The 25,273-nt window shown below is 63.2% G+C and carries 32 protein-coding genes and 1 other RNA gene; 14 read left to right on the plus strand and 19 right to left on the minus strand.

The genetic code is table 11. The features are described 5' to 3' along the window. The first annotated feature begins 1 nt into the window (after position 1). The 7 genes from pspB (at position 2) to QYC26_RS02320 (ending at position 2,402) form a co-directional block, all read left to right on the plus strand. A complete protein-coding gene (gene pspB, locus QYC26_RS02290) occupies positions 2–271 on the plus strand; it encodes an envelope stress response membrane protein PspB (RefSeq protein ID WP_317513787.1) in 270 nt (89 codons plus the stop codon). A 39-nt stretch (positions 272–310) separates the two neighbouring features. Continuing rightward, positions 311–691, plus strand: a complete 381-nt coding sequence (gene pspC, locus QYC26_RS02295) for an envelope stress response membrane protein PspC (RefSeq protein ID WP_317513788.1) — start codon at positions 311–313, stop codon at positions 689–691. Positions 692–726: 35 nt separating this feature from the next. After that, positions 727–1,014, plus strand: a complete 288-nt coding sequence (locus QYC26_RS02300) for a hypothetical protein (RefSeq protein ID WP_317513789.1) — start codon at positions 727–729, stop codon at positions 1,012–1,014. Between the two features lie 28 nt (positions 1,015–1,042). Beyond that, entirely contained in the window at positions 1,043–1,363 is a 321-nt protein-coding gene (locus tag QYC26_RS02305) for a hypothetical protein (RefSeq protein WP_317513790.1), read from the plus strand. Between the two features lie 26 nt (positions 1,364–1,389). Continuing rightward, positions 1,390–1,641 (plus strand): hypothetical protein, encoded by a 252-nt coding sequence (locus QYC26_RS02310; RefSeq protein WP_317514981.1) that lies wholly within the window; start codon positions 1,390–1,392, stop codon positions 1,639–1,641. Positions 1,642–1,678: 37 nt separating this feature from the next. Further along, a complete protein-coding gene (locus QYC26_RS02315; RefSeq protein WP_317513791.1) occupies positions 1,679–1,918 on the plus strand; it encodes a hypothetical protein in 240 nt (79 codons plus the stop codon). A gap of 70 nt (positions 1,919–1,988) precedes the next feature. Then, a complete protein-coding gene (locus QYC26_RS02320; RefSeq protein WP_317513792.1) occupies positions 1,989–2,402 on the plus strand; it encodes a SufE family protein in 414 nt (137 codons plus the stop codon). Here QYC26_RS02320 and QYC26_RS02325 read toward each other — a convergent pair. The 14 genes from QYC26_RS02325 to QYC26_RS02390 all read right to left on the minus strand — a co-directional run bounded on the left by QYC26_RS02325 (position 2,393) and on the right by QYC26_RS02390 (position 14,168). Next, positions 2,393–2,707 carry a (2Fe-2S) ferredoxin domain-containing protein gene (locus tag QYC26_RS02325; protein WP_317513793.1) on the minus strand — a complete coding sequence of 105 codons (315 nt, stop codon included), beginning with the start codon at positions 2,705–2,707 and terminating at the stop codon, positions 2,393–2,395. The genes QYC26_RS02320 and QYC26_RS02325 overlap by 10 nt on opposite strands. Beyond that, complete coding sequence (locus QYC26_RS02330; RefSeq protein WP_317513794.1) at positions 2,704–3,231, minus strand: J domain-containing protein; 528 nt, start codon at positions 3,229–3,231, stop codon at positions 2,704–2,706. The genes QYC26_RS02325 and QYC26_RS02330 overlap by 4 nt, the downstream gene beginning before the upstream one ends. Before the next feature lie 55 nt (positions 3,232–3,286). Beyond that, positions 3,287–5,293 (minus strand): hypothetical protein, encoded by a 2,007-nt coding sequence (locus QYC26_RS02335; protein ID WP_317513795.1) that lies wholly within the window; start codon positions 5,291–5,293, stop codon positions 3,287–3,289. A gap of 78 nt (positions 5,294–5,371) precedes the next feature. Next, an RNA gene (gene rnpB, locus QYC26_RS02340) (RNase P RNA component class A) lies at positions 5,372–5,737 on the minus strand. Positions 5,738–5,785: 48 nt separating this feature from the next. After that, on the minus strand, positions 5,786–6,154 hold the full coding sequence (locus QYC26_RS02345; RefSeq protein ID WP_317513796.1) for a DUF983 domain-containing protein: 369 nt from the start codon (positions 6,152–6,154) through the stop codon (positions 5,786–5,788). Next, on the minus strand, positions 6,151–6,846 hold the full coding sequence (locus tag QYC26_RS02350; protein ID WP_317513797.1) for an N-acetylmuramoyl-L-alanine amidase: 696 nt from the start codon (positions 6,844–6,846) through the stop codon (positions 6,151–6,153). Before QYC26_RS02350 ends, QYC26_RS02345 begins: the two co-directional genes overlap by 4 nt. Next, on the minus strand, positions 6,847–7,683 hold the full coding sequence (locus QYC26_RS02355; RefSeq protein WP_317513798.1) for a DMT family transporter: 837 nt from the start codon (positions 7,681–7,683) through the stop codon (positions 6,847–6,849). It lies immediately after the preceding gene. Positions 7,684–7,779: 96 nt separating this feature from the next. Beyond that, complete coding sequence (locus QYC26_RS02360; protein ID WP_317513799.1) at positions 7,780–8,607, minus strand: protein-glutamate O-methyltransferase CheR; 828 nt, start codon at positions 8,605–8,607, stop codon at positions 7,780–7,782. After that, positions 8,604–9,695 (minus strand): chemotaxis-specific protein-glutamate methyltransferase CheB, encoded by a 1,092-nt coding sequence (gene cheB, locus QYC26_RS02365; protein WP_317513800.1) that lies wholly within the window; start codon positions 9,693–9,695, stop codon positions 8,604–8,606. The genes QYC26_RS02360 and cheB overlap by 4 nt, the downstream gene beginning before the upstream one ends. Before the next feature lie 14 nt (positions 9,696–9,709). Continuing rightward, complete coding sequence (locus tag QYC26_RS02370) at positions 9,710–10,078, minus strand: response regulator (protein ID WP_317513801.1); 369 nt, start codon at positions 10,076–10,078, stop codon at positions 9,710–9,712. A 75-nt stretch (positions 10,079–10,153) separates the two neighbouring features. Then, the gene (locus tag QYC26_RS02375) at positions 10,154–10,591 is read right to left on the minus strand and encodes a chemotaxis protein CheW (protein ID WP_317513802.1); all 438 of its coding nucleotides are present in this window, start codon (positions 10,589–10,591) and stop codon (positions 10,154–10,156) included. Beyond that, complete coding sequence (locus tag QYC26_RS02380; protein WP_317513803.1) at positions 10,591–12,963, minus strand: chemotaxis protein CheA; 2,373 nt, start codon at positions 12,961–12,963, stop codon at positions 10,591–10,593. The genes QYC26_RS02375 and QYC26_RS02380 overlap by 1 nt, the downstream gene beginning before the upstream one ends. A 71-nt stretch (positions 12,964–13,034) precedes the next feature. Continuing rightward, positions 13,035–13,679 (minus strand): histidine phosphotransferase family protein, encoded by a 645-nt coding sequence (locus tag QYC26_RS02385; protein WP_317513804.1) that lies wholly within the window; start codon positions 13,677–13,679, stop codon positions 13,035–13,037. An 84-nt stretch (positions 13,680–13,763) separates the two neighbouring features. Next, the gene (locus QYC26_RS02390) at positions 13,764–14,168 is read right to left on the minus strand and encodes a M67 family metallopeptidase (RefSeq protein WP_317513805.1); all 405 of its coding nucleotides are present in this window, start codon (positions 14,166–14,168) and stop codon (positions 13,764–13,766) included. A 17-nt stretch (positions 14,169–14,185) separates the two neighbouring features. On the opposite strand from QYC26_RS02390, the gene QYC26_RS02395 reads away from it, so the two are divergent. From QYC26_RS02395 to argC, 7 genes are all read left to right on the plus strand, one after another. Continuing rightward, on the plus strand, positions 14,186–15,142 hold the full coding sequence (locus tag QYC26_RS02395) for an RluA family pseudouridine synthase (RefSeq protein WP_317513806.1): 957 nt from the start codon (positions 14,186–14,188) through the stop codon (positions 15,140–15,142). A gap of 56 nt (positions 15,143–15,198) precedes the next feature. Then, positions 15,199–16,107, plus strand: coding sequence for an RNA polymerase sigma factor RpoH (rpoH, locus tag QYC26_RS02400; RefSeq protein WP_317513807.1), 909 nt, complete (start codon positions 15,199–15,201; stop codon positions 16,105–16,107). A 73-nt stretch (positions 16,108–16,180) separates the two neighbouring features. Then, on the plus strand, positions 16,181–16,978 hold the full coding sequence (locus QYC26_RS02405) for a transporter (RefSeq protein WP_317513808.1): 798 nt from the start codon (positions 16,181–16,183) through the stop codon (positions 16,976–16,978). Between the two features lie 56 nt (positions 16,979–17,034). After that, positions 17,035–18,423, plus strand: a complete 1,389-nt coding sequence (locus QYC26_RS02410) for a leucyl aminopeptidase family protein (protein WP_317513809.1) — start codon at positions 17,035–17,037, stop codon at positions 18,421–18,423. A 135-nt stretch (positions 18,424–18,558) separates the two neighbouring features. Then, complete coding sequence (locus QYC26_RS02415) at positions 18,559–18,885, plus strand: MarR family winged helix-turn-helix transcriptional regulator (RefSeq protein WP_317513810.1); 327 nt, start codon at positions 18,559–18,561, stop codon at positions 18,883–18,885. Beyond that, on the plus strand, positions 18,815–19,735 hold the full coding sequence (locus QYC26_RS02420) for an NlpC/P60 family protein (protein ID WP_317513811.1): 921 nt from the start codon (positions 18,815–18,817) through the stop codon (positions 19,733–19,735). Before QYC26_RS02415 ends, QYC26_RS02420 begins: the two co-directional genes overlap by 71 nt. Continuing rightward, positions 19,732–20,676 (plus strand): N-acetyl-gamma-glutamyl-phosphate reductase, encoded by a 945-nt coding sequence (gene argC, locus QYC26_RS02425; RefSeq protein ID WP_317513812.1) that lies wholly within the window; start codon positions 19,732–19,734, stop codon positions 20,674–20,676. The genes QYC26_RS02420 and argC overlap by 4 nt, the downstream gene beginning before the upstream one ends. 85 nt (positions 20,677–20,761) lie before the next feature. Here the strand turns inward: argC and mltG are convergent, their stop codons facing one another. From mltG to fabD, 5 genes are all read right to left on the minus strand, one after another. Then, on the minus strand, positions 20,762–21,730 hold the full coding sequence (mltG, locus tag QYC26_RS02430; protein ID WP_317513813.1) for an endolytic transglycosylase MltG: 969 nt from the start codon (positions 21,728–21,730) through the stop codon (positions 20,762–20,764). A 4-nt stretch (positions 21,731–21,734) separates the two neighbouring features. Next, positions 21,735–22,994, minus strand: a complete 1,260-nt coding sequence (fabF, locus tag QYC26_RS02435; protein WP_317513814.1) for a beta-ketoacyl-ACP synthase II — start codon at positions 22,992–22,994, stop codon at positions 21,735–21,737. Positions 22,995–23,165: 171 nt separating this feature from the next. Continuing rightward, positions 23,166–23,402 (minus strand): acyl carrier protein, encoded by a 237-nt coding sequence (locus tag QYC26_RS02440; protein ID WP_317513815.1) that lies wholly within the window; start codon positions 23,400–23,402, stop codon positions 23,166–23,168. Between the two features lie 98 nt (positions 23,403–23,500). Continuing rightward, positions 23,501–24,238 (minus strand): 3-oxoacyl-[acyl-carrier-protein] reductase, encoded by a 738-nt coding sequence (fabG, locus tag QYC26_RS02445; protein ID WP_317513816.1) that lies wholly within the window; start codon positions 24,236–24,238, stop codon positions 23,501–23,503. Between the two features lie 14 nt (positions 24,239–24,252). Further along, the gene (gene fabD, locus QYC26_RS02450) at positions 24,253–25,191 is read right to left on the minus strand and encodes an ACP S-malonyltransferase (RefSeq protein WP_317513817.1); all 939 of its coding nucleotides are present in this window, start codon (positions 25,189–25,191) and stop codon (positions 24,253–24,255) included. Between the last annotated feature and the right edge of the window lie 82 nt (positions 25,192–25,273).

A 25,273-nucleotide genomic window follows, 5' to 3' on the forward strand; every position in this document is an offset into this window, starting at 1 on the left:
TATGGAAGAGGTACTCGTCCCGATTTTCGTCGTCGGCTTCCTCTTCATCGGGATGCCCTGGCTGATCCTCCACTATGTGACCCAGTGGAAGCGCGCCGGCAGCATCACCCGCGAGGACGAAAACCTGCTCGACGAAATGCACGACACCGCCCGGCGGCTGGAGGAACGGCTGCACACGATCGAACGGATCATCGCAGCCGACAACCCCAACTGGAAGTCGGGGGAGCTTGGCGCCCCCTCCTCCATCACCCGCCCCGACCAGCGGCACTGAGCCGCGCGCAGACCGCACCAAATTCAAGGAGAGACTGAAATGTCCGCCAGCCGCACCAAATTCTACCTCGACAAGCAGAACGCCAAGTGGATGGGCGTGTGCGCGGGGATCGCCGACTATACCGGGATCGATGTCACCTGGGTGCGCATCGGCATGGTGCTCGTCACCCTGATGGGTGGCTTTCCCTGGACGCTGATCGCCTATTTCGTAGCCGGCTGGGTAGCCGATGCGAAGCCGAGCGGCCTGTATACCAGCGCCGAGGACGCCAAGTTCTGGCAGGGCGTGCGCCAGTCTCCGGCGCGCAGCACCCGCGATGTCCGCGCCAAGTTCCGCGAGATCGATCGCCGTCTGGCCGATGTCGAAACCTATTACACCGCCAGCAATTCGAGCCTGGCCAAGGAAATCGACAGCCTGCGCTGATCGCATGGCCGGGGCTGTGAACAGGGAGAGTGAAGATGTTCCAGGGACCGATATTCGTGATCGCGATCGTGGCGATCTGCATCGGCGGCTGGCTGGTCTCGACATGGATCCGCGCAAAGCACGGTTATCCCATCGAAAATGAATGGGGTGGCACCGTTGATCGAAAAGATCCTGACGCTGATCGAAAAATACAACTGCTTTCGAGCGAAAACGAACATCTGAAGGCGCAGCTGCTGAGGCTTGAGGAACGCATCTCGGTGCTTGAGCGGATCGCCACCGATCCCGCCGAACGCACCGCCCGCGAAATCGACGCACTCCGCTGATCGCCGGACGCAAGGGAGGAACGAAAAAATGGACAAGATCGCGCTTTTCGAAACGCTTGCCCCCGCCGGAATGGTGATTGGCGCGATGGCGATCGCTGGATGGGTGCTCACCACCTGGCTCAGGGTGAAGAACGGTTATCCGCTGGACGGCGCCTGGGGCCAGGCCGTCTATCCGAAGCGGAACGACGAGGCGCTCGAGCGTATCAAGCTGCTGACCCAGGAAAATGCGCAGCTGCGCGCCGAACTGGGATCGATCAAGGACCGGATGGCCAATGTCGAGCGGATCGTCACCGATGAGGCGCACAGCCTCAATCGCGAGATCGAAGCGCTGCGCGGCCGGGCCAACTGATAAAGACAAGATCTGGGAGACGAATGATGGGACCTTTTGAAATGGTGGTGTTGATCGTGGCGATCGTCACGGTCGGCAAGATCATCCAGGTTCGACACAAGCATGGGCAGGACTGGAAGGGCAATGCGGTCGCGACGGACGATCCCGAAGCCACCCGCCTGCGCGAGGAAGTGCGCACGCTGAAGGAACGCGTCGCGGTTCTGGAGCGGCTGGCGACCGACGATACCAGCAGCCTTGAACGCGAAATCGAAAAGCTGCGCGAACGGGATCGGGCCTGATCTTCAGGCCCCCCGGAGAGGAAATGGGGATAAGACCATGAGTGACCTGACGCTATATGCCACCATTGCGCTAAGCAGCCTGGCTGCCATCGCCATGCTGACCACCGCGGCGCTGAAAGGCTGGACCGGCTGGCTCGAGCTGAAGCGCAGCGAACTGCAGCAGCAGCAAAGCCGGTTCGATGCGCCCACCGGCCATGCCGGATCGCGCATCGAGATCGCCGATCTCAAGGAACGCATCCGCAAGCTCGAGGCGATCGCCGCAGGCGTGGAGCTTTAACAAGCCCCACGCCCCTCTTTCGGCGAAAAGCGCTGGACCGCCCCTTGCGCCGCCTGCTAGCGCCCACGACATGACTGCCGTGAACCAGATCGCCGAAATCCAGGACGAATATGAATTTCTCGACGCCGACGATCGCTATCGTCTGCTGATCGATCTGGGCCGGGCGCTTGAACCCATGCCCGATGCGCTGAAAACCGATGCCACGCTGGTGCGCGGCTGTTCGGCGGCGGTGTGGGTCTATCCGACGCGCCTCGACGATGGTCGGCTGCATTTCCTGGCCGACAGCAACGCCGCGATCACCAAGGGCATCATCGCGCTGATCCTGCAGATCGTTCAGGATCGCAGCCCGGCGGACATCGGCGGGCTTGCCATCGAGGATATTCTGGAGCCGTTCGACCTGCGCAACCAGCTGAGTTCGAACCGCACGCAGGGCATTCCCAACATGATCGCGCTGATCCGCGAAACGGCGAAGCGCTACGCCTGATCGTCCAGAGGCAGCGCGAGTTCCTCGACCAGCGCCTCGATATCGGTTCCGGGCCTGACCAACCGCCAGTTGTGCGTATCGCGGCTGTCGACCAGAACCACGCCGTGCTTGGGACAAATGCCAAGGCAATCGACCTCGACCACGCCGAGGGATGATTTGCGGCTCTTTTTAGCCCCCGTCTCGCGCTTCAACGCCTTGGCGAGGCCGGTCTTGCCCTTGGGCCCAAAGCCTCCGCCCTGACGCTTGGAACATTTGCGGCAAACAAGCAGCGCAGCGTTCCAGTTGGAGGCGACCGAGGATTTCATCCCGGTCGGCGTTCTTCCGCCTTGCGCAGCACCTCGAACGCGGCCTGGATGGCCTGAAAACGGACGGCGGCCTGCGCATCGCCCGGCTTCACATCGGGATGATATTCCTTGGCCAGCCGCCGCCAGGCGCGCTTCACCGCCTCGAAATCGGCATCGTCTTCCAGCTCAAGCGCCTTCAGCGCGTTGAGTTCGTCACGCGAGCGACTGCCATCCCCCGGCCCGCCCCAGCCATAATATTCGCGTTCCTTGAACCCCGAATAATCGGCACGCTCGCGCTCCTCGCGCGCGGCCGCTTCCTCGGCGGTCAGCCCCGCGAAATAATCCCAGTTGCGGTTATATTCGGCGGCGTGCGCTTCGCAAAAATACCAGCGATCCGGGCTGTTGGGGGATTTCGGCGCGGGCCGATCACCCACCGCCTCGCAGCCATGGCGATCGCACAGGCGCACCTTCGCCGCCTGGCGTTCGGCCTCATAACCGCGCCAGCGTGGGAAACCCCAGTCATAGGATCGGGAAGAACGCGCCATTGCTCTTCACATAATGGCCAGCGGGCATGATGCAAGGATCAAGCCCGCTGACGCCTTATCGCGGTGTCCTGAAAGTCACGGTCTGCTTCCGCGCGCCGCAGCCTGGGCCACCGTCTGGACGGAAGCTGGGGCGGAAACGAAAATCACCGATCATTCTACGGCCCGCATCGGCAAACACCGATGGCGGAAAAGCCACAAGCGTACGAATATTCGCGGTATTGCCATCAGCGCCGACGTCATATTCGGTTGTGCTCCAGCCATCGAACCCCCAACGCAGGGCATCATCCGGGAAATCTGCACTGCTGGCGTTGGAGCGCAGGAGCACGGGACCATTATCCAGCGCGGCACATTGCCGGGCGCTCAACCCCGTACGCGCATAGGCATTTTCAGCCTCGGCCAGATTCTTGCTCACGACGGCGACATTGGCGAGCTCAACCAACGCGGCAATCTTGTGCGGGTGTTTTTCCGGCAAGCCCGCATCATTCACAATCTGTTCGAGCACGGCCTTTTCGGCAGCAATGGACTTTGCGTCCGCATAAGCCTCGGCAAGGCGCAAGCGCGTGGCCGACCGGGCAAGGGGATCCGCCGCCACCTGCGGGTCGTCGAGCAACTGGACAAGCGCCTTGGCCTGATTGCTCCAGGACAATTCGCGCTTTCCGGTTCCGATAGTGCGCGCGCGCATCTCCGCGCCCAGCCACGCCATCGCCGGCCCGCCTGCCGCGCGTACCAAATCCGCCGACTGACGCGCGAACTGCTGCTTCTCACTCCACCCAATGGTGGCATTGCGCGCCAGCGCCGCAAGACGCCCGGCCCGTTTCAGCGCATCTGCCGGGCTGGTGAGCTCGGATAATTCCGACTGCAATCGTGCAGCTTCTGAAGCATAGCTTTCGCCCGATCGGAACAGCGACACGCCCGTGCGCGCATACAGCCACTCGAAAGTCGCATTATCCAGATCGTTCATGAGCGAGGGGCGCGTGAAGCTGTTAGAGCAGCGCACTTCTACCCGCACGGCCGAGCGATAAAAGGCGGGCAGCTTCGCAAGCTCCGCGCTATCCCAACTCCACGCGCCCACCGTCCGGGCAAAGGCATAGGCCATTTCCCCCTGACGCGATGCATAGACAGGCTGCGCGTTCGCGACAGTGCCATCCTGGGCAATCTGGAACTGAATGATCGCCATGTCGTCGACCTTCAGATCCTCTGCGCCGCCACATTGCGGGAACGACATGCCGGACGGCGTGGGCAATCTTTGGTCAGACCGCCCTGCCCCGGTATAGGCAAACAGCTTGCGCGCATCTTCGTCGCGTTTCTGAAGCAATGCGACGGAAGCCGCATCGGATCGAATGGCGACATCCGCACCATCGACCCTTAAATCCAGACCGCCGCGCAGCTTGATCGCCTTTTCCAAGGATATCCGCGCCGCCGGCAGATCATTCTGGTTGAGCTGTATCCGCCCCAGAACGCCGTAGACGTTGCCGAGGATGCTTTTCTCCGTTCCGGCATCGGCCGAATAGAGGGCGAGCGATTTTTCGCCGTGAACGCGCGCATTTGGCGCATCAACGAACATCAGAACCCGGGACAGCGCAAAATGGATACGCGCGCGCTCCGCATCGGACGACGCATCGGCAAAGGCGAACTGATACTGGGCAGCCGATCCAGCATGATCGAGTTGCCCTTCGAGCAAATACCCCAGAAGCATGCGCGCGTCGAAACGCTGAATTGCCAGGGCCGGCTTGTCGAGCCCCCCTTCCGACAGCGCGCCCCTCAAGGCCTGTACGGCGTCATCGGTGCGGCCTAGACGGCTGAGGGCATCGCCCTTGCGCACGCGCACGATGGCAAGGCTGGACTTGTTGTACGCCTTTGCGAGCAGGAAATCGCGCTCGAGCGCGGAAAAGTCCGCCAGCGCGGCTTCATGGTCCCCCGCGTTCAGGCGCGCCTCGGCGGCATTGAAACGCTGCTGCACGGCCGAAGGCTGAGCGGCCGCCACGCCCGATGGTTGCGTTTCAGCCTGAAGCGGCGACGCAAGCGCAGACGACAGGCACAAGAGCCACAAATGCCGTTTCATGATTTCCCCTCAATGATGGGAAGATCAATGCTGTCAGAGAATGGGAATTGCAACCAAATGCACAATGAACAGAAAGAATAAGCCAGAGGGTCTGTAAGCCGGGTTCTGTCCACCCGCGAGCGGGATAGGCGACCATTCCTCTAGGGCGCGGATTGCTCCGTGCCTCAAGCAACCAACCCGGGCGACGGGCCGGAACAAGGCCCATATGCCGCCCCTATTCGGTTTTGCTCCCGGTGGGGTTTACCATGCCGTTCCCGTTACCGGGCCCGCGGTGCGCTCTTACCGCACCCTTTCACCCTTACCGCGCATGAAGCGCGGCGGTCTGCTCTCTGTGGCACTGTCCCTGGGGTCACCCCCGCCGGGCGTTACCCGGCACCGTTGTTCCGTGGAGCCCGGACTTTCCTCGCCCGGCATAATGCCGGCCGCGGCCGCCCGACCCTCTGGTACCGCGCGACATAGGGCGGTGCGGCGCGCCTGCCAAGGGCGCGCGTGTCAGTTCTTGTCGAATCCGTGCATATGACGCGCCCATTGAAAACCGATGACCGCGCCCTTGACGGGCTGGATCATCGCGAGCGCGCACGAGGCGACCACGAGAGGCCAGAGGATAACCTGCACGCCAACCGCGATATCGAAGCTGAGATTGACCTCGATCACCAGCGGGATGAGCAGATGGCCGAGGATCAGGATCACCAGATAGGCAGGAAAATCATCCGCGCGCTGGGGCGTCCAGTCCTGATGGCAGGACGGGCAGGTTTCAACGGGCTTCAAAAAACGCTGGAACAGACGCGCGCCGCCGCAGGCCGGGCACTGACCCTTGAGCCCGTGCTTCAGCGCCGCCTTCAGATCGCGATCAGGCGTCACGCCTCATCGCCCTGCGGGCGTGGCAAGAGAAGCGCCAGCAAGATGGCACGCATCTCGCCGTCAATCTCCCCGTCGAGCAATTCGGGGCGGAAGCGCCGCTGGAAGGCGACAATCGCCGCGCGCGGATCGCTCACGTCATAGCCGAAACGCTCCAGCGCCAGCAGGAAACCGCTTTCCGGCCATTCGGGATCGACCAGGTTCCTGGTGGGCCGTGGCAGCGCCAGACGATGGCGCGCGAGCCGCCCCCAGGGGAACAGCTCGCCCGGATCGGTCTTGCGCGCGGGCGCGACATCGGAATGGCCGACGATATTGCCGCGCGACAGGGCGTACCGATCCTTGATCTCGGCGACGAGCGGAATGAGTGCATCAATCTGCTCGTCGGGGAACGGGCGGTAACCGAACTCATGCCCCGGATTGACAATCTCGATGCCGATCGAAGCGCTGTTGATATCGGTGATGCCGCGCCAGTGCGCCCGCCCGGCATGCCAGGCGCGCTTGTCCTCATCGACCATGCGGATGATCGTGCCGTCCTCGTCGATGACATAATGGGCAGAGACCTCGGCTGCGGGATCCTCCAGCCGGGCGATCGCCGCCTCGGCAGTTTCCATGCCGGTATAATGCAGCACCAATATGGTGACCGGCAGCCTGCGCTCATTGAAATTGGGCGAAGGCCTTTCGATGAACCCGTTCACTCAACCTGCTTTCTGACGTTCGGCCGTCCGGATGGTGACGATCGCGACGCCCGTCATCGCCACCGCACCGCCAAGCATCATAATCGGCGTCAGCGGCGTCTCAAAGTACAGCGAGGCGACGACCACAGAAATCACCGGCGCGGCCAGTGTCAGCGGCACAACCGTGGTGACCGGATGGCGCTGTAGCAGCCACGACATGGCGCCCAGCCCGCAAATGGTGGACCCGATGGCCGAAAAGACGATCCAGCCCATGTCGCGCACCCGCAGATCGGGCACCGCACGCAGCATTTCAGGTTCCTGCCACATCGCGATCGGCAGAAGGACGAGCGTGCCCATTAACCCCATCCATGCATAGATCGTCAGGATCGGTACGCCGCGGATACGCCGCTGCAGAAGCGACGACATCGCCCAAATCACACTCCCGATCGCCGTCAGCAAAAGACCCGGAATTTCCTTGCCCGCAGCGGGATCGAACACCAGCAGAACGACACCCAGAAACGACAGAAACATACCAATTATGCGGGTGATATGAATGCGTTCACCAAGGAATATGACAGCCAATATCAACGAAAATGGCGCCCCCAACTGCCCCGCGATCGCAAGCGCGCTGACATTGGTGGCAACCGCAAGCGACCAGTTAACGAAGGCGTAGAACACCCCGCCGGACAGCACGCCAAGCAAAAGGAGATCGCGCATCCTGCCCGGCACGATGCGCAGCGCCGGCGCGCAGATCGCAAAGACGATCACCTGACGCAGCACGGCCGCAGTAAAGGGCCCCGCCGCCTCGACGCCCATCTTCACCGCGATGATGTTCAATCCCCAGAGGATGTTCATCATGATCGCGACGACAAGGTCTCGAGGGCCGAATCCGGAGGCAGGAGGTTGATTCACAATATTGGTGATAGCCTGCCCACGACCGATGCCTACCCCTGTTCAGTGGCTGACGCCGGGCAATGGCCTGTAAAGCCCCCGTAACGCGCGATCGGGCGTGAAGCGTTCGGTTTGGCCGAGCACGGTTTCGCTGGCACCGAGCGCGAGCAACCCATCCGGCGCGATGCTTGAAGCCAGCCGATCGAACACGCCCCGGCGCACTACCGGCGAGAAATACATGAGGACGTTGCGACAAAGGATGAGGTCGAAGCGACCGGGCGGCGGCGCATCGAGCAGGCTGTGTGCACGAAAGCGCAGCTTTGCGCGCAATTCGGGAAGCGCGCGCCAGTTTCCGTCCTGCTGATCGAACCAGCGCATCATCGCCCCCACCGGCAGACCGCGCTGAATCTCGAACTGCGAATAACGGCCGGACGCCGCCTGTTCGATCGCGCTTGCAGAAATATCCGTCCCCAATATTTCGATCGACCAATCCTGCCAGCGGGCCGGCTCCTCGCCGATCATCATCGCGATCGAATAGGCTTCCTGCCCCGTCGAACACCCCGCACACCAGATACGCAACTGACGCCGTTCCGCGCGCGCCCGGTGGAGCGCATCCAGCGCATCGCCACGCAGCAGGGAAAAGACGGAAAGATCGCGGAAGAAATAGGTTTCGTTGTTAAGAAGTGCCTCAACAATCTGATTTTTAAGCCGTTCTTCAGATACTCTGGAAGCTAGGGAAGCAAGTTCCGCAGGCGTTTGAAGCCCGCGAGACCGGAGCAAGGGTTTCAATGCCACATCGATGCGCCAGCTGCGATTGGGCGCAAGCTGCTGACCGGTTCGCGCTTCGAGCAAATCCGTCAACGCGCGAACGGCACCCGGATCGGCGCTCATCGCGCGGGGTTCCTTGCACCCAGATGCCGGGCGATTTCATCGGGCGCAAAAACGCCGGCCGCCAACCCTGTGCGCACGACGCTTCCGGGCATCCCCCAGACGACCGAGGTCTCGCTGGACTGCGCCAGTATTTCCGCGCCGGCCGTGGCAAGGGTCTGCGCCCCCACGCTGCCGTCCCGTCCCATTCCGCTCATAACAATGCCGACCGCTTGCGCGCCAAAGGCAGACGCCATGGTTGCGAACATCGGGTCGACCGAAGGCATGCAGCGTGTGGGCGATATGCCTGTATCGAGCCGGATGCGGGCACGGTCGCCGATCTTCTCGACGCACAGGTGCGCGCGCCCCGGAGCCACATAGAGCCTGCCTCGCGCCAGCCATTCGCCGGCGCAGGCGATCTGCGCGTTGCGCCCGGTCATCTCGCGGAGCTGCTGCGCGAAAAACGGCATGAAAATCTCAGGCAGATGCTGGGTGATGAGGATCGGCGCATCGAACTCTGGCGGCAAGGCGCGGAAAAACTCCGAAATGGCATGGAGACCGCCTGTCGATGCGCCGATGCCGACACAGGCGATGGGCATAGCGAGCCACTGCGAACGAGAAGGCGCATCCGGACTGACCGCCAGATCCACGGGATCGATCTGCGGTGCCCCCCCATGATCGTCACGCGCGAGCCGCATGAGCCGCTCGGTCAACTGCTTCCCGAAGCCGCCGCTGAACACATATCGTCCCGGCTTGGCGAGCGTATCGGCAGCCCCCAGCGTGAGCGCCCGGACGGTTTCGGCAGCCCCCTGTTCGGCAAGTGCCGACACCACCAGGATCCGCGCGCCGCCGCATTTGGCAAGAAGTTCAGGCAAGGCGTCGATGCCGTTGCCGCCCGGCATTTCGATATCGAGCAGGATGATGTCGGGCCGGACCGTGCCGAGCGCTTCGAGCGCCTCGGGGGCGCCAGCGCATTCAGCGACGATGTCGAAAGACGGATGCGCCCCCACCATGCGCCGAAAGACGGCGCGCGCCACGGCTGAATCGTCGACGATCATCACGCGAACCGGCAGGTCCTGAACGGGCGCCCCCGCAAATGGCTGACTTGCCATCTGGTTGTGACCGCTCAGGCCAGCCCGACGATCTGCAATTTGCTTTCAAGCGTTTCCCGGTCAAAGGGCTTCATCACATATTCGTCGGCGCCCGCCTCGATCGCCGCACGGATATGCCCCATGCCGTTCTCGGTGGTGCAGAAAACCACCTTGGGCTGATCAACGATATCGCTCTGACGCAGCGCACGCAGAAACTCCATTCCGCTCATCACGGGCATGTTCCAGTCGAGCAGAACGACGTCGGGCGCCGATTCAAGACAGCGTTCAAGCGCGTCCTTGCCATCAACCGCTTCATCGACAGAAAAATTCAATGTTTCCAATATGTGGCGCGCCACTTTTCGGATCACTTTCGAATCGTCAACGACCAGACATTTCTTCGTCATGTGCGCACCCTTTAAGGCGGAAAGACCTTGGCGACGGAGGCTAAACGGAAAAGGGTAAGCAGCGAGTTAAGACGATCAGGCAGCGAGCGAGGCCGCACCACCCGCCACCAGACCAGCCGCGTCAATGAGCAGCACCGATCCATCCTGATGATCGAGCATGGCGATGGCCGCCCGCGCCCAGCCCTCGCCCAAGGGCGAGCGGATCGGCACCGGCTCCGCATGCACCGCGCAGACATCGTCGACCCGGTCGACGATCAGGCCGTATCGGTGGCCATCGATCGCAACGACCACGGCAATCGCCTCCCGCCCCCGATCCGCTGCGGGAAGACCCAGCGCGAGGCGACAATCGATCACGCTGATCACCATGCTGCGGATGGCGGCCAGCCCGACGACATGCGACGGAGCAAGCGGCACGGGCGTTATCCGCGACACACGGACAACCGAATCCACCGAACCGGCCGCAAGCGCGATCCGTTGTCCGGCAAGCTCTGCAAAGAGATAGAGGTCCTTCATCACCGTGCCCCCCGGCCCGCCAGATTTTGCTGAAGCACCGACATCAATGCCGAACGGTCATAACGATAGACGCTGCCCAGCGAGGCGTCGGCGGTGTCCAACGTCGCGCGCAGCCGCAAGACCTGCCCGCTGGCAGGCGCTGCGGAAGCATCCGCCCCGGCATCGTCGGTGAGAATGACCATATCGGCGTCGCCCAGCAGCTCGACCGGCTCGCCAAATATCACGCGGTAGCCCGCAGCCTCGACCAGCGGGCGGAGTATCTCGCGCGTCCAGGCATCATCCTGATCGGGCAGAACACAGAGCGGACGCGACGCCGCCGGCGGGCTGATGCATCCCATGACATCCGAGAACAGCCAGAAGGGATCGAGCATCTCGATCTGACGCCCGTCGAGCAGGGCAACACCTGCGACAGGGCCAGCCGCAGAGGCTGGCGCAATGTCGGGGACCATCGAGACGATGTCGATCACCTCGTCAATCGCATAGGCAAGTTCGAGATGCCCGTCGGTCAACCGCATGATCGCGATGCTTTCGCGGTCGCCCTCAAGCTCCCGGATCGCGCTCAACGGCACAATCCGCCCGTCGATCGCAAGGCGAAGCCGTCCACCGGCGAAGCCGATCTGCTCAACGGCAACATCCTCGATCCGTTCGACCACACCCAGCCTTATGCCGCGTTCGATACCGTCGAGATCGCGGAAGAGCAGGACGGATACGGCTTCGCGCGCGTCGTCGATTATGTCGGCCGTTTCCTGGCGGGGCTGATCGAGTTCGGGCAAGGCGGCAATATGCGCGAGTTCGGCAATACCCGCCGGATCAAGCAGGAGCATCGGATGCCCCGTGTCGGGCAGGGTCATGCCCGCATAGGCCCCCGTCGCCATGATCGCGGGACAGGCGGGGCGGATCACGAGATCCTGACTGTCGAACAATTCGGCCACGCTGATCGCATAGGTCGCGCCGCCGAGCGGATTAACGACGACAAGCGAACGCGGTTCGCCCGTCTCTACGAGATCAAGTGCAAGCACCGCTTCGAGACGCACCACCGGAATGCGCTGATCACGGATACGCGCGATCTCGGCCCCGCCCAGCCGTTCGATCACCACCGAATGCCCATTTTCGCGGACGATTTCCTGGATCGCCGATTGCGGGATGGCAAAGCCCTGCCCCCCGGCGCCCACCGCCAGTGCCGGAATGATCGACAGCGTGAGCGGAACGCGGATCGAAATCGAAAGCCCCCGCCCCGGCTCGCTGGCCAGTTCGATGACACCGCCGATCCGTTCGACATTGGAACGGACGACATCCATGCCAACGCCGCGCCCCGAAAGCGCGGTGACGCTGCGCGCGGTTGAAAGACCGGGCTCGAAGATCAACGCCAGCCGCGCATCGCGCGAAAGTCCTTCGGCCTTGGTTGCGCTGATGACCCCGGCCGAGAGTGCCCGACCAAGCAGCGCGTCGCCATCGATGCCGCGCCCGTCATCGCCTACATCCAGCACGATCTGGTTGCCCGACTGACGCGCCGAAATACGCAAGCGCCCGGCGGCCGGCTTACCTGCCCGAAGCCGTTCCTCGGCCGGTTCGATACCATGATCGAGCGCGTTACGGATGATATGGGTGAGCGGATCGCGGATCGCCTCGATCATTTCGCGGTCCAGCTCGACGCTGCCGCCATCGACGCTGAGTTCGACGGTCTTGCCCAACTCGGTGGCCAGATCGCGCACCAGACGCGGGATCGTGCCGAACAGCTTTTCGATCCGCTGCATCCGCGTGCGCGTGATCGCATCGCGCATATCGGCGATGCACAGCGAAAGTCGTTCGAACGCCCCTTCCAACTCGGGTTCGCTCCCCGCCGTGGCAATTCGCCGCGACAATTCATTGCGGGCGAGCACGAGGTCCGAAACGCCGTTCATCATCCGATCGAGCAGATCGAGCGAGATGCGGATGCTGCGCATCCGGCCCCGTACAGCCGGTTCGGAAGGTGCGAGCACGGCAGCGGGGTCGACTTCCTCGACGGCGGGCTGTTCAGCCAGTGCAGCGATGAGCCGGGCATCGTTTTCCGGAACGGCTTCGCCGGTGTCGAGCGCCTCGGTCAGTTCGGCGATACGGTCGATCACGGCGAGCACCGCGCTCACGACCTGACGGTCGGCGGTCCGCCGATCCGCGCGCAGATCGGCAAGCACGTCCTCAGCGGCGTGGCTCAGCTTTTCAAGGCGGGGCAGATCGAGGAAGCCACAGCTTCCCTTCACCGTATGGACAAAACGGAAAATCTTGTCGAGCCGCTCGCGATTTCCCGGATCGGCTTCCCAGGCGACAAGTTCGCCTGAAACCGACTCCAGCGTCTCGCGCGTCTCGGCAATGAAATCAGCGAGAATCTCGTCCATGCCCCGTTCGCTCCGGCGAATAACGGGGCCTTAGTGGCGCTTTTCTGGTTAAGAAGCGGTTTAGCGCCCGCTCAGGCTGCGAGCACCGCGCCGAAAAGAAGGAAAGCCTCATCCGGCTCGGAAATCTGGATCGAGCCGCCGGCCTCGACGACGATCTTGTGCGCCAGCCACGCAGCCGCCGCACGCGGCGTGAGGGCATCGTCCGCAACGTCACCGAGCAGCGCCTTGCGCAGTTCCCCGTCGAGCACGAGCCGCGGGCCTTCGGCGCGCACGACGATCTCGGTGCCGTTTTCACCACGCTCGGCGCCGATATCGAGCCGCCCGCCGCGCACCAGCGCGTCGCCCGCTATGAGCGAAAGGTTGAGCAGCACCTTGATCGCGGTCTTGCTGAGCGAGACGTCGGGAACCATCCAGCCAAGTTCGATCCGCCCGTCGCTGCCGAACAGCCCTTCAAGCGCGGCCTTGGCTTCGCGGGTGTCGACCTCTTCGCCGAAACCGCCCGCGGCGCCAAAGGCAAGACGAAAGAATTTCAGCTTGTTGGCCGAGGTCCGCGCGCTTTCATTGAGCAGTTCAAGGCAACGCGCGCGCATTTCGGGATCATGTTCATCGGCGAGCAGTTCAAGGCCGTTGTTGAGCGCACCGACGGGGCTCAACAGATCGTGGCACAGGCGCGAACAGAGCAGGCTGGCAAAATCCACAGCGTTGATCGACGACATCCCGGGCCCCTTGAAACAATTTCACAATGAACTGACTTGGGCGGCCTTTTGGCGGAGCCGCCGCCGCGATGCAACCGGGCATGCTCAATCGATCGCGAGTTCCATCGCGGCAAAGCATCCGTGCAGCCCATGCGGATCATCGGCCCGCCACAGCGTCGCCGCGCCGTTGGCGACGATCAGCCACAGCATCGCGGGATCGGTCACGGCGGCAGCATCCATCGCCGAGGGAGCAGCCCGTCCATTGGGGTGGCTATGATAATGGCCGATCATGCGGGCGCCCCCTGCGCGTTCCGCGCGTGCCTGTGCAAAGAGGGCGGCGGGATCGATCTCGAACCGGTCGGCGGGATTGCTCGCGACATTGGCGACGCGCTGCGCCGACACGATGCGCCCCCCCTCCCCGAGCAGCAGACCGCACACCTCCTGCGCGGCGTTTCGATCAGCGTGTTCGAGAATCTCGTTCAAAAGGGTTCTTGATATGCGGGCAACCATACCCAAATAGCCTAGCGATGGACTTGGGGGTTTCCACTATAGAAACGCACATCGGTGAAACAGCCGGTGGATGGCGTCTGGACCGGGCACTGGCGGACGCCGTGCCCACGCTTTCGCGCGAACGCATCAAGGCGCTCATTTCGTCGGGCAATGTCCGCAACGAAGCGGGCGTGGCAGTGCGCGACCCTGCGGTGAAGGCGGTGGCTGGCAGCGCCTATGCGCTGGACATTCCCGCGCCGCGCCCGGCGCACAATATCGCACAGGATATCGCGCTCGAAATCGCCTATGAGGACGAGCATCTGATCGTGATCGACAAACCCGCCGGGCTTGTCGTCCACCCGGCCGCCGGCAACCCCGACGGCACGCTGGTCAATGCGCTGCTGCATCACTGCGCGGGCAATCTCTCCGGCATCGGCGGCGTGGCACGCCCCGGAATCGTCCACAGGATCGACAAGGATACGTCCGGCCTGATGATCGCGGCAAAAACCGACCGCGCGCATGAGGGGCTGGCCAAGCAGTTTCAGGCGCACAGCATCGACCGGCGCTACCGCGCGATCGTGAACGGCCGGCCCAATCCTGCCAGCGGCACGGTTGACGCCCCCCTTGCCCGCTCGACCCAGAATCGCAAGAAGATCGCGATTGTGGGCGATGGCCGGGGGAAACGCGCGGTAACCCATTATCGTACGATCACCGCACTCAAGGATGCGGCGCTGGTCGAATGCAGGCTGGAAACGGGAAGAACGCACCAGGTGCGCGTACATATGGCCTCGCTCGGCCACGCTTTGGTGGGAGATCCCGTCTATGGCAGGACAAAGCCCTCGCACCGTACTATATTGAAGGAACTTGGATTCGAACGACAGGCACTGCACGCGGCGCATCTGGGGTTCATCCACCCGATCAGTAGAGAGGCTTTAGCCTTTGATAGTGAAATTCCGGCAGATATGCAGGAACTGTTCAGGGCGCTGCGTGTATAACAATAAGATCCAGATGTTCGAGACTTCGGACACTGTTTCAGGGAGTATGTGAAGTCATGGCCAGCAACACCAACGTCCCCGCGACGATCCCCGCACTGGGTGGTGAGCAGAGCCTCAACCGCTACCTCGCGGAAATCAAGAAATTCCCCATCCTGGCACCCGAACAGGAATATATGCTCGCGAAGCGCTATCAGGAACATCAGGATCCCGAAGCCGCAGCGCAGCTCGTCACCTCGCACCTGCGTCTCGTGGCCAAGATCGCCATGGGCTATCGCGGCTATGGCCTGCCCACCTCCGAATTGATTTCGGAAGGCAATATCGGCCTGATGCAGGGCGTGAAGAAATTCGAGCCCGATCGCGGCTTCCGCCTCGCCACTTATGCGATGTGGTGGATCCGTGCGTCGATCCAGGAATATATCCTGCGCTCGTGGAGCCTGGTGAAGATGGGCACCACCGCCGCGCAGAAGAAGCTGTTCTTCAACCTTCGCCGAATGAAGAACAAGCTCGATGCATTCGAGGACGGCGACCTGCATCCCGACGACGTGCAGAAGATCGCAACGGATCTGGGCGTGTCCGAGGAAGACGTGGTCAGCATGAACCGTCGCATGGCGATGGGCGGCGATACGTCGCTCAATGTCCCCATGCGCGAGGATGGCGACGGCCAGTGGCAAGATTGGCTGCAGGACAATGAACCGCTGCAGGACGAACGTCTGGCCGATTCTCAGGAACGCGATGTGCGTCACGAAATGCTCGTTTCGGCGATGAACGACCTGAACGAGCGTGAAAAGCACATCCTGAGCGAACGCCGCCTGACGGATGATCCGAAGACGCTTGAGGAACTGAGCCAGGTGTACGGCGTATCGCGCGAACGTGTGCGCCAGATCGAGGTTCGGGCGTTCGAGAAGCTGCAAAAGGCGATGATGCGCATCGCCGGTGAACGCAAGCTCCTCCCGGCGCTTGCCTAAGCCGATAACCGAACGGCCCCCTCACCGCCCCGGCGGTGAGACGGACAAGAACCGCGCCCGTGCCACCCGGCATTTGGGCGCGGTATTTTTTTGTGGTTGCGCCCTGCTGATCGCGGCCCCGGCACAGGGCCAGGAAGCACGCGATTTCTGCCCCGATCGGCCCGGTCTGGGTACGCCCGCGTGCACGCTCGAGCCAGGCGTCGTGATGGTCGAACTGGGCGTGGCGGAATGGATGCGTGAAAGCGATTCGACGACGCGGAGCGACACGATCGCAACGGGTGAGCTGCTGGTTCGGCTGGGCATTACCCCACAGCTCGAAGCGCAAATCGGCTGGGGTGGCTATGCGCATATGCGCGAACGCGACAGGGCGACCGGTGTGCGGACCGATGATGACGGTGTCGGCGACCTCACGCTCGCGCTGCGCCGCAACCTCGCCAATCCCGATGGATCGGGGCTCAGCCTTGCGCTCATGCCCTATGCGACGCTTCCGATAGGAAGTGCGCCGGCGGGCGCGGGTGATTGGGGCGTCGGGCTGCTCATCCCGATCAGCTACGCGCTTGCAGGCGATATTTCGCTTGCCCTCACGCCCGAGGTGGATGCCGCCCCCGATAGCGATGGCAATGGCCGTCATCTGGCTTATGGCGCGGTGATCGGCGTCGAATTCCCCCTGCACAACATGGTTACCGCCACGCTCGAGCTGGCCGCCACGCACGACCGTGATCCCGATGGGCATAGCACCGAAACGCTCGCGGCCTTTTCGCTGGGCTGGCAACCCGCCGACGATTGGCAGATCGATGCCGGATCGAGTTTCGGGCTTAACCATGACAGTCCGGATTTTACCCTTTCACTAGGCGTTGCCCGCAGATTTTAGCGTGCAGATTGATGTCGGGCCTGTTCGTTTGAGGGCCGCTTCGCTAGCGTTGGAGCATGACTGTTCTCGCCGACCTGATCCAGCCCGACAAGGGCCAGCCCGCCCGCACCATCCACATCGTCGACAAGCAAAATTTCGATGATTGGCTGGCCGCGCAGCCCGAACGGCACCGCACCGCGATCGACGCACAGGATATGAAGCCAACGCCCTTTGCCCGCGCGATCCTGCCGGGCGACAAGGCGGACGACTGGTCGGTGGTAACAGTGGTTGCCGATCGCGTGCGGCTTTCGAGCTGGTGCCTTGCCAAGCTTGCCGAGACGCTGCCGGCGGGCACCTATCGCCTTGCCGAGGGGGAACCCGGCGCGGCGCTGTTCGGCTGGTTGAGCGCGCAATATCGTTTCGACACCTATCGCAAGGATGAAAAGGCAGCCCCCGCGCGGATTTTGCTGACGGGTGAGGTAAACCGCATTGCCGATACCGTCCGCACGGCGAAGGCCACCGCGCGGGTGCGCGATCTCGTCAACACCCCGACGCTCGACATGGGCCCCGCCGATCTCGAAGCCGCCGTCGCGGCGCTGGCGCGCAAGCATGACGGCGAATGCAAGGTGACGCGCGGCGACGAGCTGGAGCAAGGCTATCCGATGATCCATGCCGTCGGCATGGCGGCGGACAAGGCGCGCGCGCCGCGGCTGATCGAACTGAGCTGGGGCCGGAAGGACGCGCCGCGGGTCGCGATTGTCGGCAAGGGCGTGTGCTTCGATACCGGCGGGCTCGACATCAAACCTTCGGCGGGCATGCGCCTGATGAAGAAAGACATGGGCGGGGCCGCACATGCGCTGGCGCTGGCCGGGCTGGTGATGGAGCATAACCTGCCCGTGCGGCTCCACCTGCTGATCCCCGCCGTTGAGAACGCGATTGCAGGCAACGCGCTGCGACCGGGCGATGTGATCATCAGCCGCAAGGGCCTGTCGGTCGAGGTGGCGAACACCGATGCCGAAGGCCGCCTGATCCTGGCCGATGCGCTGGTTCGTGCAGTGGAGGATGAGCCCGAACTGCTCATCGACTTTGCGACGCTGACGGGGGCTGCACGCGTTGCGCTTGGCCCCGACCTGCCCGCGCTGTTCGCCAATGACGACGCGCTTGCCACGGACATGGCCGCCAATGGCACCGCCGAGGATGATCCGCTTTGGCGCCTGCCGCTCTGGACCGGCTATGACGACATGCTGAAATCGGATGTCGCCGATCTCAACAATTCGCCCGATGGCGGCTTTGCGGGATCGATCACGGCAGCGCTTTTCCTGTCGCGTTTTGTGCCGGATACGCTGCCTTGGGCGCATTTCGACACATTTGCCTGGCGCCCGAGCGCAAAGCCCGGCCGCCCCAAGGGCGGCGAGGCGCTTGGCCTGCGCGCGGCCTGGGGGCTGCTCCGCCAAAGATATGGCTGATTTCGTAGGTCAAATGCGTTGGGCCTGAAACTGCATCCGATCTGAAGCGTTATGATCCCATGACGATGTCGTTCCGAACATCGCGCAGTGGTGATCAGAGGTTTCATGGCTTTGAACAAGGCCCTTAACGGGTGGATGACGACATTGACGGAATATGTGCGGTCGGGGGAGCCCGATCTTACCAACCGGCAAATGGCGCTTCTGCTGATCGTTTACCTCAGACCCGGCCCGCATACCGTGCGCGGTCTGGCCCACGATCTGAACGTATCGAAACCCGTTGTAACACGCGCCTTGAACAAGCTGGGTGCGCTCGGCTATCTGCGCCGACAACGCGACGATGCGGATCGCCGCAACATCTTTGTGGCGCAGACGCGTGAAGGGGCAGAATTTCTTGAAAGCTTCGCAGGACTCATCGCCCGAACAGGGCAACATTCCGAATCGCGAAAGCGCGAACGCGCGTAAGCATTTCGGCCTGAGCGGGCCGTCCATCGTTCTCGACCGACGGGTCAATGCCGTGCGCGGCGATATCGCCGATGTGGCGCTAGCGGGTGTGCTGTTCGCCCCCCATTATGCGCGCCCGATGCTGCGTCGATGCGCGGTGCCCGTGGCCGCCGTGCGCGCCAAGGCCAATGACGATGCCGAATGCGTGTCGGAATTGCTGCACGGCGAAAGCTTTCATGTCGTCGACCTGAGCGGCGGCTGGGCCTGGGGTTTCTGCGGGCATGATCATTATGTCGGCTATGTCCGCGCCGATGCGCTGGCGGTTGCCGAAGCCGGCCACTGGCGCGTCCAGTCGGCCAGCGCGGCGCTGCGTTCGGGCGCGACAGCCGATGCCGAAACGCTTGGAACGCTGCCCATGGGCGCGATCGTGAGCGGCCGTGCAGACGGCGATCATCTGCTGACCGACGAAGGTGTAATCGCGCTCGCCGACCTGATCGCCGTGAACGGTCGACTCGATCCCGCTGCACAGGCCGAGAAGCTGCTGGGTGCGCCCTATCAGCGCGGTGGCCGCCACCATGCGGGCATCGACTGTTCGGGGCTTGTGCAGCTTGCTCTGTCCTTCGCGGGCATTGCGGCGCAGCGCGACAGCGATCTTCAGGAAGCAAGCCTGGGCGACGCATTGCCAGCGAACACCCCGCTCCAGCGCGGCGATGTCGTCTTCTTTCCCGGCCATGTCGGGATGATGGTGGACGCAGACCGCGTGATCCATGCCAGCACCCATTCGATGTCCGTCGCGATCGAGCCCCTCGCCGATCTCAAGGCGCGGCTCATCACCGACGACACTGTTTCCATGAAGGCAATTCGGCCATGACGATTTCGGTTTTCATCGACGGCGCAGCCGGCACCACCGGCCTTGAAATTCGGGAACGGCTGGAAGGCCGCAGCGACCTGACGGTCGTCACGCTGCCCGATGCGCTCCGCAAGGATGCGGGTGCCCGCCGCGATGCATTGAACAGCGCCGATGCCGTCGTGCTCTGCCTGCCCGACGATGCCGCGCGCGAAGCCGTTGCGCTTATCGAAAATCCTGCCGTGCGCGTCGTGGATGCGTCGACCGCGCACCGCGTTGCCCCCGACTGGGTGTACGGCTTTGCCGAAATGGAGCCGGGCCAGCGCGAAAAGATCGCGCAATCGACCCGCATTTCCAACCCCGGTTGCTATCCCACCGGCTTTCTGGCGCTTGTCCGCCCGCTCGTGCGCGCAGGGATCATCCCGGCCGATTGGCCGATGACGGTGAACGCGGTTTCCGGCTATTCCGGCGGCGGCAAGGCGATGATCGCGGCGTTCGAAAACAGCGATGCGCCGGATGCCACCGATACGGCGTTTCACATTTACGGCCTTGGCCTTGCGCACAAGCATGTTCCCGAAATGCAGGGGCATGGCGGGCTGGTGCATCCCCCGATCTTCGCGCCGGCAGTGACGCGCACCTATCGCGGGATGATCGTCGAAGTTCCGCTCCAACTGCGCGCGATGCCCAAGGCGCCGAGTCTTGCCGCCATTCGCGACGCGCTTTCGGCCGCCTATGCCGACAGTAAGCTGGTTTCGGTCGAGCACACCGACGATGTCGGCCAGCTGAGCATCGAACGCATCGCAGGCACCGACCGGGTCGAGCTGTTCGCCTTTGGCAATGAAGCGACCGGGCAGGCACGTCTCGTCGCGCTGCTCGACAATCTGGGCAAGGGCGCAGCGGGCGCCGCCGTCCAGAACCTCAACATTGCAACCGGGCTGGATGAACTGGCAGGGCTCAAGCTCTAAGCCGCCGCCACCCCCACTGGAAAAGAAAAGGCCCGGCGATTGCCGGGCCTTTTTCGTTATGCGTCGAACCGTTCGGGACAGGCTTTTACATTTCCCCGCGATCACGCCGGATCGCATACCATTTGCGAACATTGGCGTTGTGCTGGTCCAGCGTCTCAGCAAAGACATGGCCGCCCTTCCCGTCCGCGACGAAATAGACGTAGCGCGTCTGTTCCGGATCGAGCACCGCCGCGATCGAATCGCGGCCGGGATTGGCAATGGGCCCAGCGGGCAGCCCGGCCCGCGCATAGGTGTTGTAGCCATTGTCCGCCGCCAGTTCCGATTTCAGGATACGCCGGCCCAACGGCTTGCCCTTGGTGATCGGGTAGATGACGGTCGGGTCGGCCTGCAGACGCATCCCCATTTTCAGGCGGTTGCTATAGACCGATGCGACACGCCGACGTTCGGAGGGAACGCCGGTTTCCTTTTCCACGATCGCAGCGAGATTAACCGCTTCTTGAGGCGAGGAAACCGCGGTGCCGGGCTTCCGTTCGGACCAAAGCTCGGCGAGCGTCTTCGTCATCGCATCCTGCATGCGCTTCAATACGGCAGCGCGGGTCTCGCCGCGCTGATAGCTGTAGCTGTCGGGAAGCACCGAGCCTTCGGCGGGAACAGCAACCGTCCCGGAGAGCAACGGTTCGGCCATCAGCTTTTCACGGACGAGGATGGAAGGCATGCCCTCGGGAACCGTGACGAAGCGCTGCAGCGTCTTTCCGTCTTGCAGCATGGCGAGCAACGCGCGCCCGCTCATCCCGGGTTCGACCTTGTATTCGCCCGAATGAATCGGCGCATCGCCGCCCAGAAGCTTGGCAAATTTCAGGAACTGCTCCGCCGAACGGATCGCGCCGGCGTCTTCAAGCTGACGCGCGGCGGAGGTGAGACTCGATCCCGGCTTGACCAGAACCTCGATCTCCTTGTCGGCAGGTCCGGGGCCGATCCAGCCCCGGAATACCGTCAGCGCGGCAAGCGCAAGTGCGGCTGCAACGAGCAGCCCGAAGCAACCGAACCTGCGCATGCGATCAGATGGCCTTCATCACCAGGCTGGCATTGGTGCCGCCAAAGCCGAAGCTGTTGTTGAGCACGGCCTTGATCTTGCGCTGCTTTGCCACGTGCGGAACGAGATCGACACCCGCGCAACCTTCGCTCGGATTGTCGAGGTTGAGCGTCGGCGGCGCGATCTGATCGCGCAGCGCGAGCAGGCAGAAGATCGCTTCCACGGCACCGGCACCACCAAGCAGGTGGCCGATAGCCGATTTGGTCGAGCTCATCGACAGGCCGCCAATGTCGCTGCCGAACAGGCGGCGAACCGCGCCCAGTTCCAGTTCATCACCCAGCGGCGTAGAGGTGCCGTGCGCGTTGATATAGTCGATATCGGCAAGCGAGAGACCCGACTTGCGCATCGCCATTTCCATCGCGCGGTAGGCGCCCGAACCTTCGGGATGCGGTGCGGTGACGTGATAGGCGTCGCCCGACAGGCCGTAACCGATCACTTCGCCGTAGATCTTGGCACCGCGCTTCTTGGCGCGTTCATATTCCTCGAGCACGACAACGCCTGCGCCCTCGCCCATGACGAAACCGTCGCGGTCCTTGTCATAGGGACGGCTGGCGCGGGTCGGATCGTCGTTGAACGCGGTCGACAGCGCACGGGCCTGCGCGAATCCGGCAATGCCCAGCGGGCAGATCGCGCCTTCGGCGCCACCGGCGAGCATGACATCGGCATCGTCCATCGCGATCATGCGCGCAGCATCGCCGATCGCATGCGCGCCGGTCGAGCAGGCGGTGACAACTGCGTGGTTGGGGCCCATCAGGCCGTATTTGATCGTGACCTGGCCGGTGATGAGGTTGATCAGGCGGCCATGGACGAAGTGCGGCGAAACGCGACGCGGGCCCTTTTCGTGGAGCACGATCGATTCGCTCTCGATGCCCGGCAGACCGCCAATGCCCGAGCCGATCGAACTACCCGCACGCAGGCGCTCTTCCTCGCTCATGTCGGTCAGGCCGGCGTCTTCGAGCGCCTGGCCTGCGGCATCGATGCCGTAGACGATGAACGGATCAACCTGGCGCTGGACCTTGTGATCGACGCGCTTACCAGCGTCGAACCCACATTCATGGTCGGCGGGCTTCACTTCGCAGGCGATGCGGCAGGCCTGATCGCTGGCGTCAAACCGCGTGATCGTACCCGCGCCGGATTTCGACGCGAGAATGTTTTTCCAAACGGTCTCGACGTCGCTTCCCAGCGGCGTGACCATACCCAAACCGGTAACGACTACGCGGCGCATAAATTCACTCCATCAGAGCGATTCCCCCAAGCGCGCCTTATACGCGGATATGCGCGCCCCCGGAATCACGGCAGATTGATGCAAGGCAGAAACCAAAACGGCCCCCCGGCCCTTATGTCCCGGGTCGGGGAGCCGTTTCAAACTGTTTCGGCTCGTAAAAACGAGGCCGGATCAGCCCTTGTTGGCGTCGATGAAGGAGATCGCATCCTTCACCGTCGAGATTTTTTCGGCGGCATCGTCAGGGATTTCCACGCCGAATTCTTCTTCGAAAGCCATCACGAGCTCAACGATGTCGAGGCTGTCCGCACCCAGATCATCGATGAAGCTTGCTTCTTCGGTGACCTTCTCGGCTTCGACGCCGAGATGTTCGACAACGATCTTCTTAACGCGATCGGCGGTCTCGCTCATGCAGAGCTCCTTCTCTTAACGGTTGTTCACGGGTTGCACTAATCGCGAGGCGGAGAGCTTGCAACCCCCGCATCACATCTCTGCGCGCTTTCGCGTGCTTAAATCATCGCCATGCCGCCGTTCACGTGCAGCGTCTGGCCCGTGACATAAGCGGCTTCGTTGCTGGCAAGATAGGCGACAGCGGCGCCAATGTCACTGCCTTCGCCCAAACGGCCTGCCGGGATCTTACCGGTGAGCGCTTCCTTTTGCGCTTCCGGCAGCACATCGGTCATCGGCGAGGTGATGAAACCGGGGGCGACGCAATTCACCGTGATTCCCCGGCTTGCCAGTTCCTGCGCGAGCGCCTTCGACATGCCGACAAGGCCAGCCTTCGACGCCGCATAGTTCGCCTGGCCGGGATTTCCGGTGGCACCGACGACCGAGGTGATCGAAATGATGCGGCCCGTACGCGCCTTCATCATCGGCTTGGCAGCCGCGCGGCACAGGCGGAACGCCGCCTCGAGGTTGATGCGGATCACCTGATCCCATTCCTCGTCCTTCATGCGCATCGCGAGATTGTCGCGCGTGACGCCGGCATTGTTGACGAGGATGTCGAGCTTGCCCAGCGCTTCGACCGCGCGGGGCACGAGGCCATCGACGGCTTCGGCATCGCCGAGGTTGCACGGCAGAATCACATGATCGCCGCCGATTTCGGCCGCAACCTTGGCCAGCGCGTCTTCACGCGTGCCCGACAGCGCAAGGCGCGCGCCCTGCGCGGCCAGAGCCTGTGCGACGGCCGAGCCGATGCCACCCGATGCGCCGGTTACCAGCGCGGTCTTGCCTGAAAGATCGAACATAATCCCAATTCCCCTTAAAGCGCCTTCAAGAGCGCTTCGATATCGTCCATCGAAATGATGCTGACCGCGTCTACCTCGCCGGTGGCGCTGCGTTTGACCATCGGGCCGAGCACCTTGCCGCCAAATTCGACGAAATGCGAAACGCCCGCGGCTTCCATCGCGATCACGGATTCGCGCCAGCGCACACGACCGGTCACCTGCTCGACGAGCAGATCGCGGATCGTATCGGACGCGGCGACCGGCGCGGCGGTGACATTGGCATAAACGGGCACGAGCGGTGCGCGCAGCGAGGCCTTGGCCAGCGCTTCGGCCATCGCATCGGCCGCGGGCTGCATCAGCGGGCAGTGGAACGGCGCCGAGACGGGCAGCAGAACGCCGCGCTTGATCCCGTGATCCTTCACCAGCGCGATGGCGCGCTCGATCGCGGCCCTGTGTCCGGAAATGACGACCTGGCCCGGATCATTGTCGTTGGCGACGGTGCAGACTTCGCCTTCGGCGGCGGCATCGGCCAGTGCCTGCGCCTTTTCGATATCGGCACCGAGCAGCGCGGCCATCGCGCCCTCGCCCACCGGCACAGCAGCCTGCATCGCCTGACCGCGCAGCTTGAGGAGGCGCGCGGTGGTCGACAGATCAAGCGCGTCGGCAGCGCAAAGCGCGGTATATTCGCCAAGGCTGTGGCCGGCGACGAAATCGGCCTTGTCGGCCAGACGCACGCCGCCTTCCTTCTCAAGCACGCGCAGCGTGGCGATGGCATTGGCCATGATCGCGGGCTGGGCGTTCTCAGTCAGCGTCAGATCGCCCTCGGGGCCTTCCGTCATCAGTGTGAACAGACTCTGGCCGAGCGCGTCGTCCACTTCCTGAAACACTTCGCGGGCGGCCGGACTCGCATCGGCAAGCGCCTTGCCCATCCCAACGGACTGGCTACCCTGTCCCGGAAAAATGAATGCGCGCATCGGCTTCTTCTGCTCCTGTTACAAATCGCGACACTAATTTCGTTGGCGCGGAAATCCAATTACGGCAGGGACTAGATAGCCA

The organism is Sphingomonas sp. C3-2 (assembly GCF_033025475.1).
GTDB lineage: Bacteria > Pseudomonadota > Alphaproteobacteria > Sphingomonadales > Sphingomonadaceae > Sphingobium_A.

Excerpts from the sequence above, each read along its gene's own strand:
- fabF (WP_317513814.1), bottom strand. The coding sequence starts at position 22,994 with ATGCGCCGCGTAGTCGTTACCGGTTTGGGTATGGTCACGCCGCTGGGA.
- QYC26_RS02370 (WP_317513801.1), bottom strand. The coding sequence starts at position 10,078 with ATGACGAAGAAATGTCTGGTCGTTGACGATTCGAAAGTGATCCGAAAA.
- QYC26_RS02305 (WP_317513790.1), top strand. The coding sequence starts at position 1,043 with ATGGACAAGATCGCGCTTTTCGAAACGCTTGCCCCCGCCGGAATGGTG.
- pspB (WP_317513787.1), top strand. The coding sequence starts at position 2 with ATGGAAGAGGTACTCGTCCCGATTTTCGTCGTCGGCTTCCTCTTCATC.
- QYC26_RS02320 (WP_317513792.1), top strand. The coding sequence starts at position 1,989 with ATGACTGCCGTGAACCAGATCGCCGAAATCCAGGACGAATATGAATTT.
- QYC26_RS02310 (WP_317514981.1), top strand. The coding sequence starts at position 1,390 with ATGGGACCTTTTGAAATGGTGGTGTTGATCGTGGCGATCGTCACGGTC.
- rpoH (WP_317513807.1), top strand. The coding sequence starts at position 15,199 with ATGGCCAGCAACACCAACGTCCCCGCGACGATCCCCGCACTGGGTGGT.
- mltG (WP_317513813.1), bottom strand. The coding sequence starts at position 21,730 with ATGCGCAGGTTCGGTTGCTTCGGGCTGCTCGTTGCAGCCGCACTTGCG.
- QYC26_RS02380 (WP_317513803.1), bottom strand. The coding sequence starts at position 12,963 with ATGGACGAGATTCTCGCTGATTTCATTGCCGAGACGCGCGAGACGCTG.
- fabG (WP_317513816.1), bottom strand. The coding sequence starts at position 24,238 with ATGTTCGATCTTTCAGGCAAGACCGCGCTGGTAACCGGCGCATCGGGT.
- QYC26_RS02390 (WP_317513805.1), bottom strand. The coding sequence starts at position 14,168 with ATGGTTGCCCGCATATCAAGAACCCTTTTGAACGAGATTCTCGAACAC.
- QYC26_RS02325 (WP_317513793.1), bottom strand. The coding sequence starts at position 2,707 with ATGAAATCCTCGGTCGCCTCCAACTGGAACGCTGCGCTGCTTGTTTGC.
- QYC26_RS02355 (WP_317513798.1), bottom strand. The coding sequence starts at position 7,683 with ATGATGAACATCCTCTGGGGATTGAACATCATCGCGGTGAAGATGGGC.
- QYC26_RS02385 (WP_317513804.1), bottom strand. The coding sequence starts at position 13,679 with ATGTCGTCGATCAACGCTGTGGATTTTGCCAGCCTGCTCTGTTCGCGC.
- pspC (WP_317513788.1), top strand. The coding sequence starts at position 311 with ATGTCCGCCAGCCGCACCAAATTCTACCTCGACAAGCAGAACGCCAAG.
- QYC26_RS02335 (WP_317513795.1), bottom strand. The coding sequence starts at position 5,293 with ATGAAACGGCATTTGTGGCTCTTGTGCCTGTCGTCTGCGCTTGCGTCG.
- QYC26_RS02395 (WP_317513806.1), top strand. The coding sequence starts at position 14,186 with ATGGACTTGGGGGTTTCCACTATAGAAACGCACATCGGTGAAACAGCC.
- cheB (WP_317513800.1), bottom strand. The coding sequence starts at position 9,695 with ATGGCAAGTCAGCCATTTGCGGGGGCGCCCGTTCAGGACCTGCCGGTT.
- QYC26_RS02415 (WP_317513810.1), top strand. The coding sequence starts at position 18,559 with ATGACGACATTGACGGAATATGTGCGGTCGGGGGAGCCCGATCTTACC.
- argC (WP_317513812.1), top strand. The coding sequence starts at position 19,732 with ATGACGATTTCGGTTTTCATCGACGGCGCAGCCGGCACCACCGGCCTT.
- QYC26_RS02375 (WP_317513802.1), bottom strand. The coding sequence starts at position 10,591 with ATGAAGGACCTCTATCTCTTTGCAGAGCTTGCCGGACAACGGATCGCG.
- QYC26_RS02440 (WP_317513815.1), bottom strand. The coding sequence starts at position 23,402 with ATGAGCGAGACCGCCGATCGCGTTAAGAAGATCGTTGTCGAACATCTC.
- QYC26_RS02330 (WP_317513794.1), bottom strand. The coding sequence starts at position 3,231 with ATGGCGCGTTCTTCCCGATCCTATGACTGGGGTTTCCCACGCTGGCGC.
- QYC26_RS02300 (WP_317513789.1), top strand. The coding sequence starts at position 727 with ATGTTCCAGGGACCGATATTCGTGATCGCGATCGTGGCGATCTGCATC.
- QYC26_RS02315 (WP_317513791.1), top strand. The coding sequence starts at position 1,679 with ATGAGTGACCTGACGCTATATGCCACCATTGCGCTAAGCAGCCTGGCT.
- QYC26_RS02410 (WP_317513809.1), top strand. The coding sequence starts at position 17,035 with ATGACTGTTCTCGCCGACCTGATCCAGCCCGACAAGGGCCAGCCCGCC.
- QYC26_RS02360 (WP_317513799.1), bottom strand. The coding sequence starts at position 8,607 with ATGAGCGCCGATCCGGGTGCCGTTCGCGCGTTGACGGATTTGCTCGAA.
- fabD (WP_317513817.1), bottom strand. The coding sequence starts at position 25,191 with ATGCGCGCATTCATTTTTCCGGGACAGGGTAGCCAGTCCGTTGGGATG.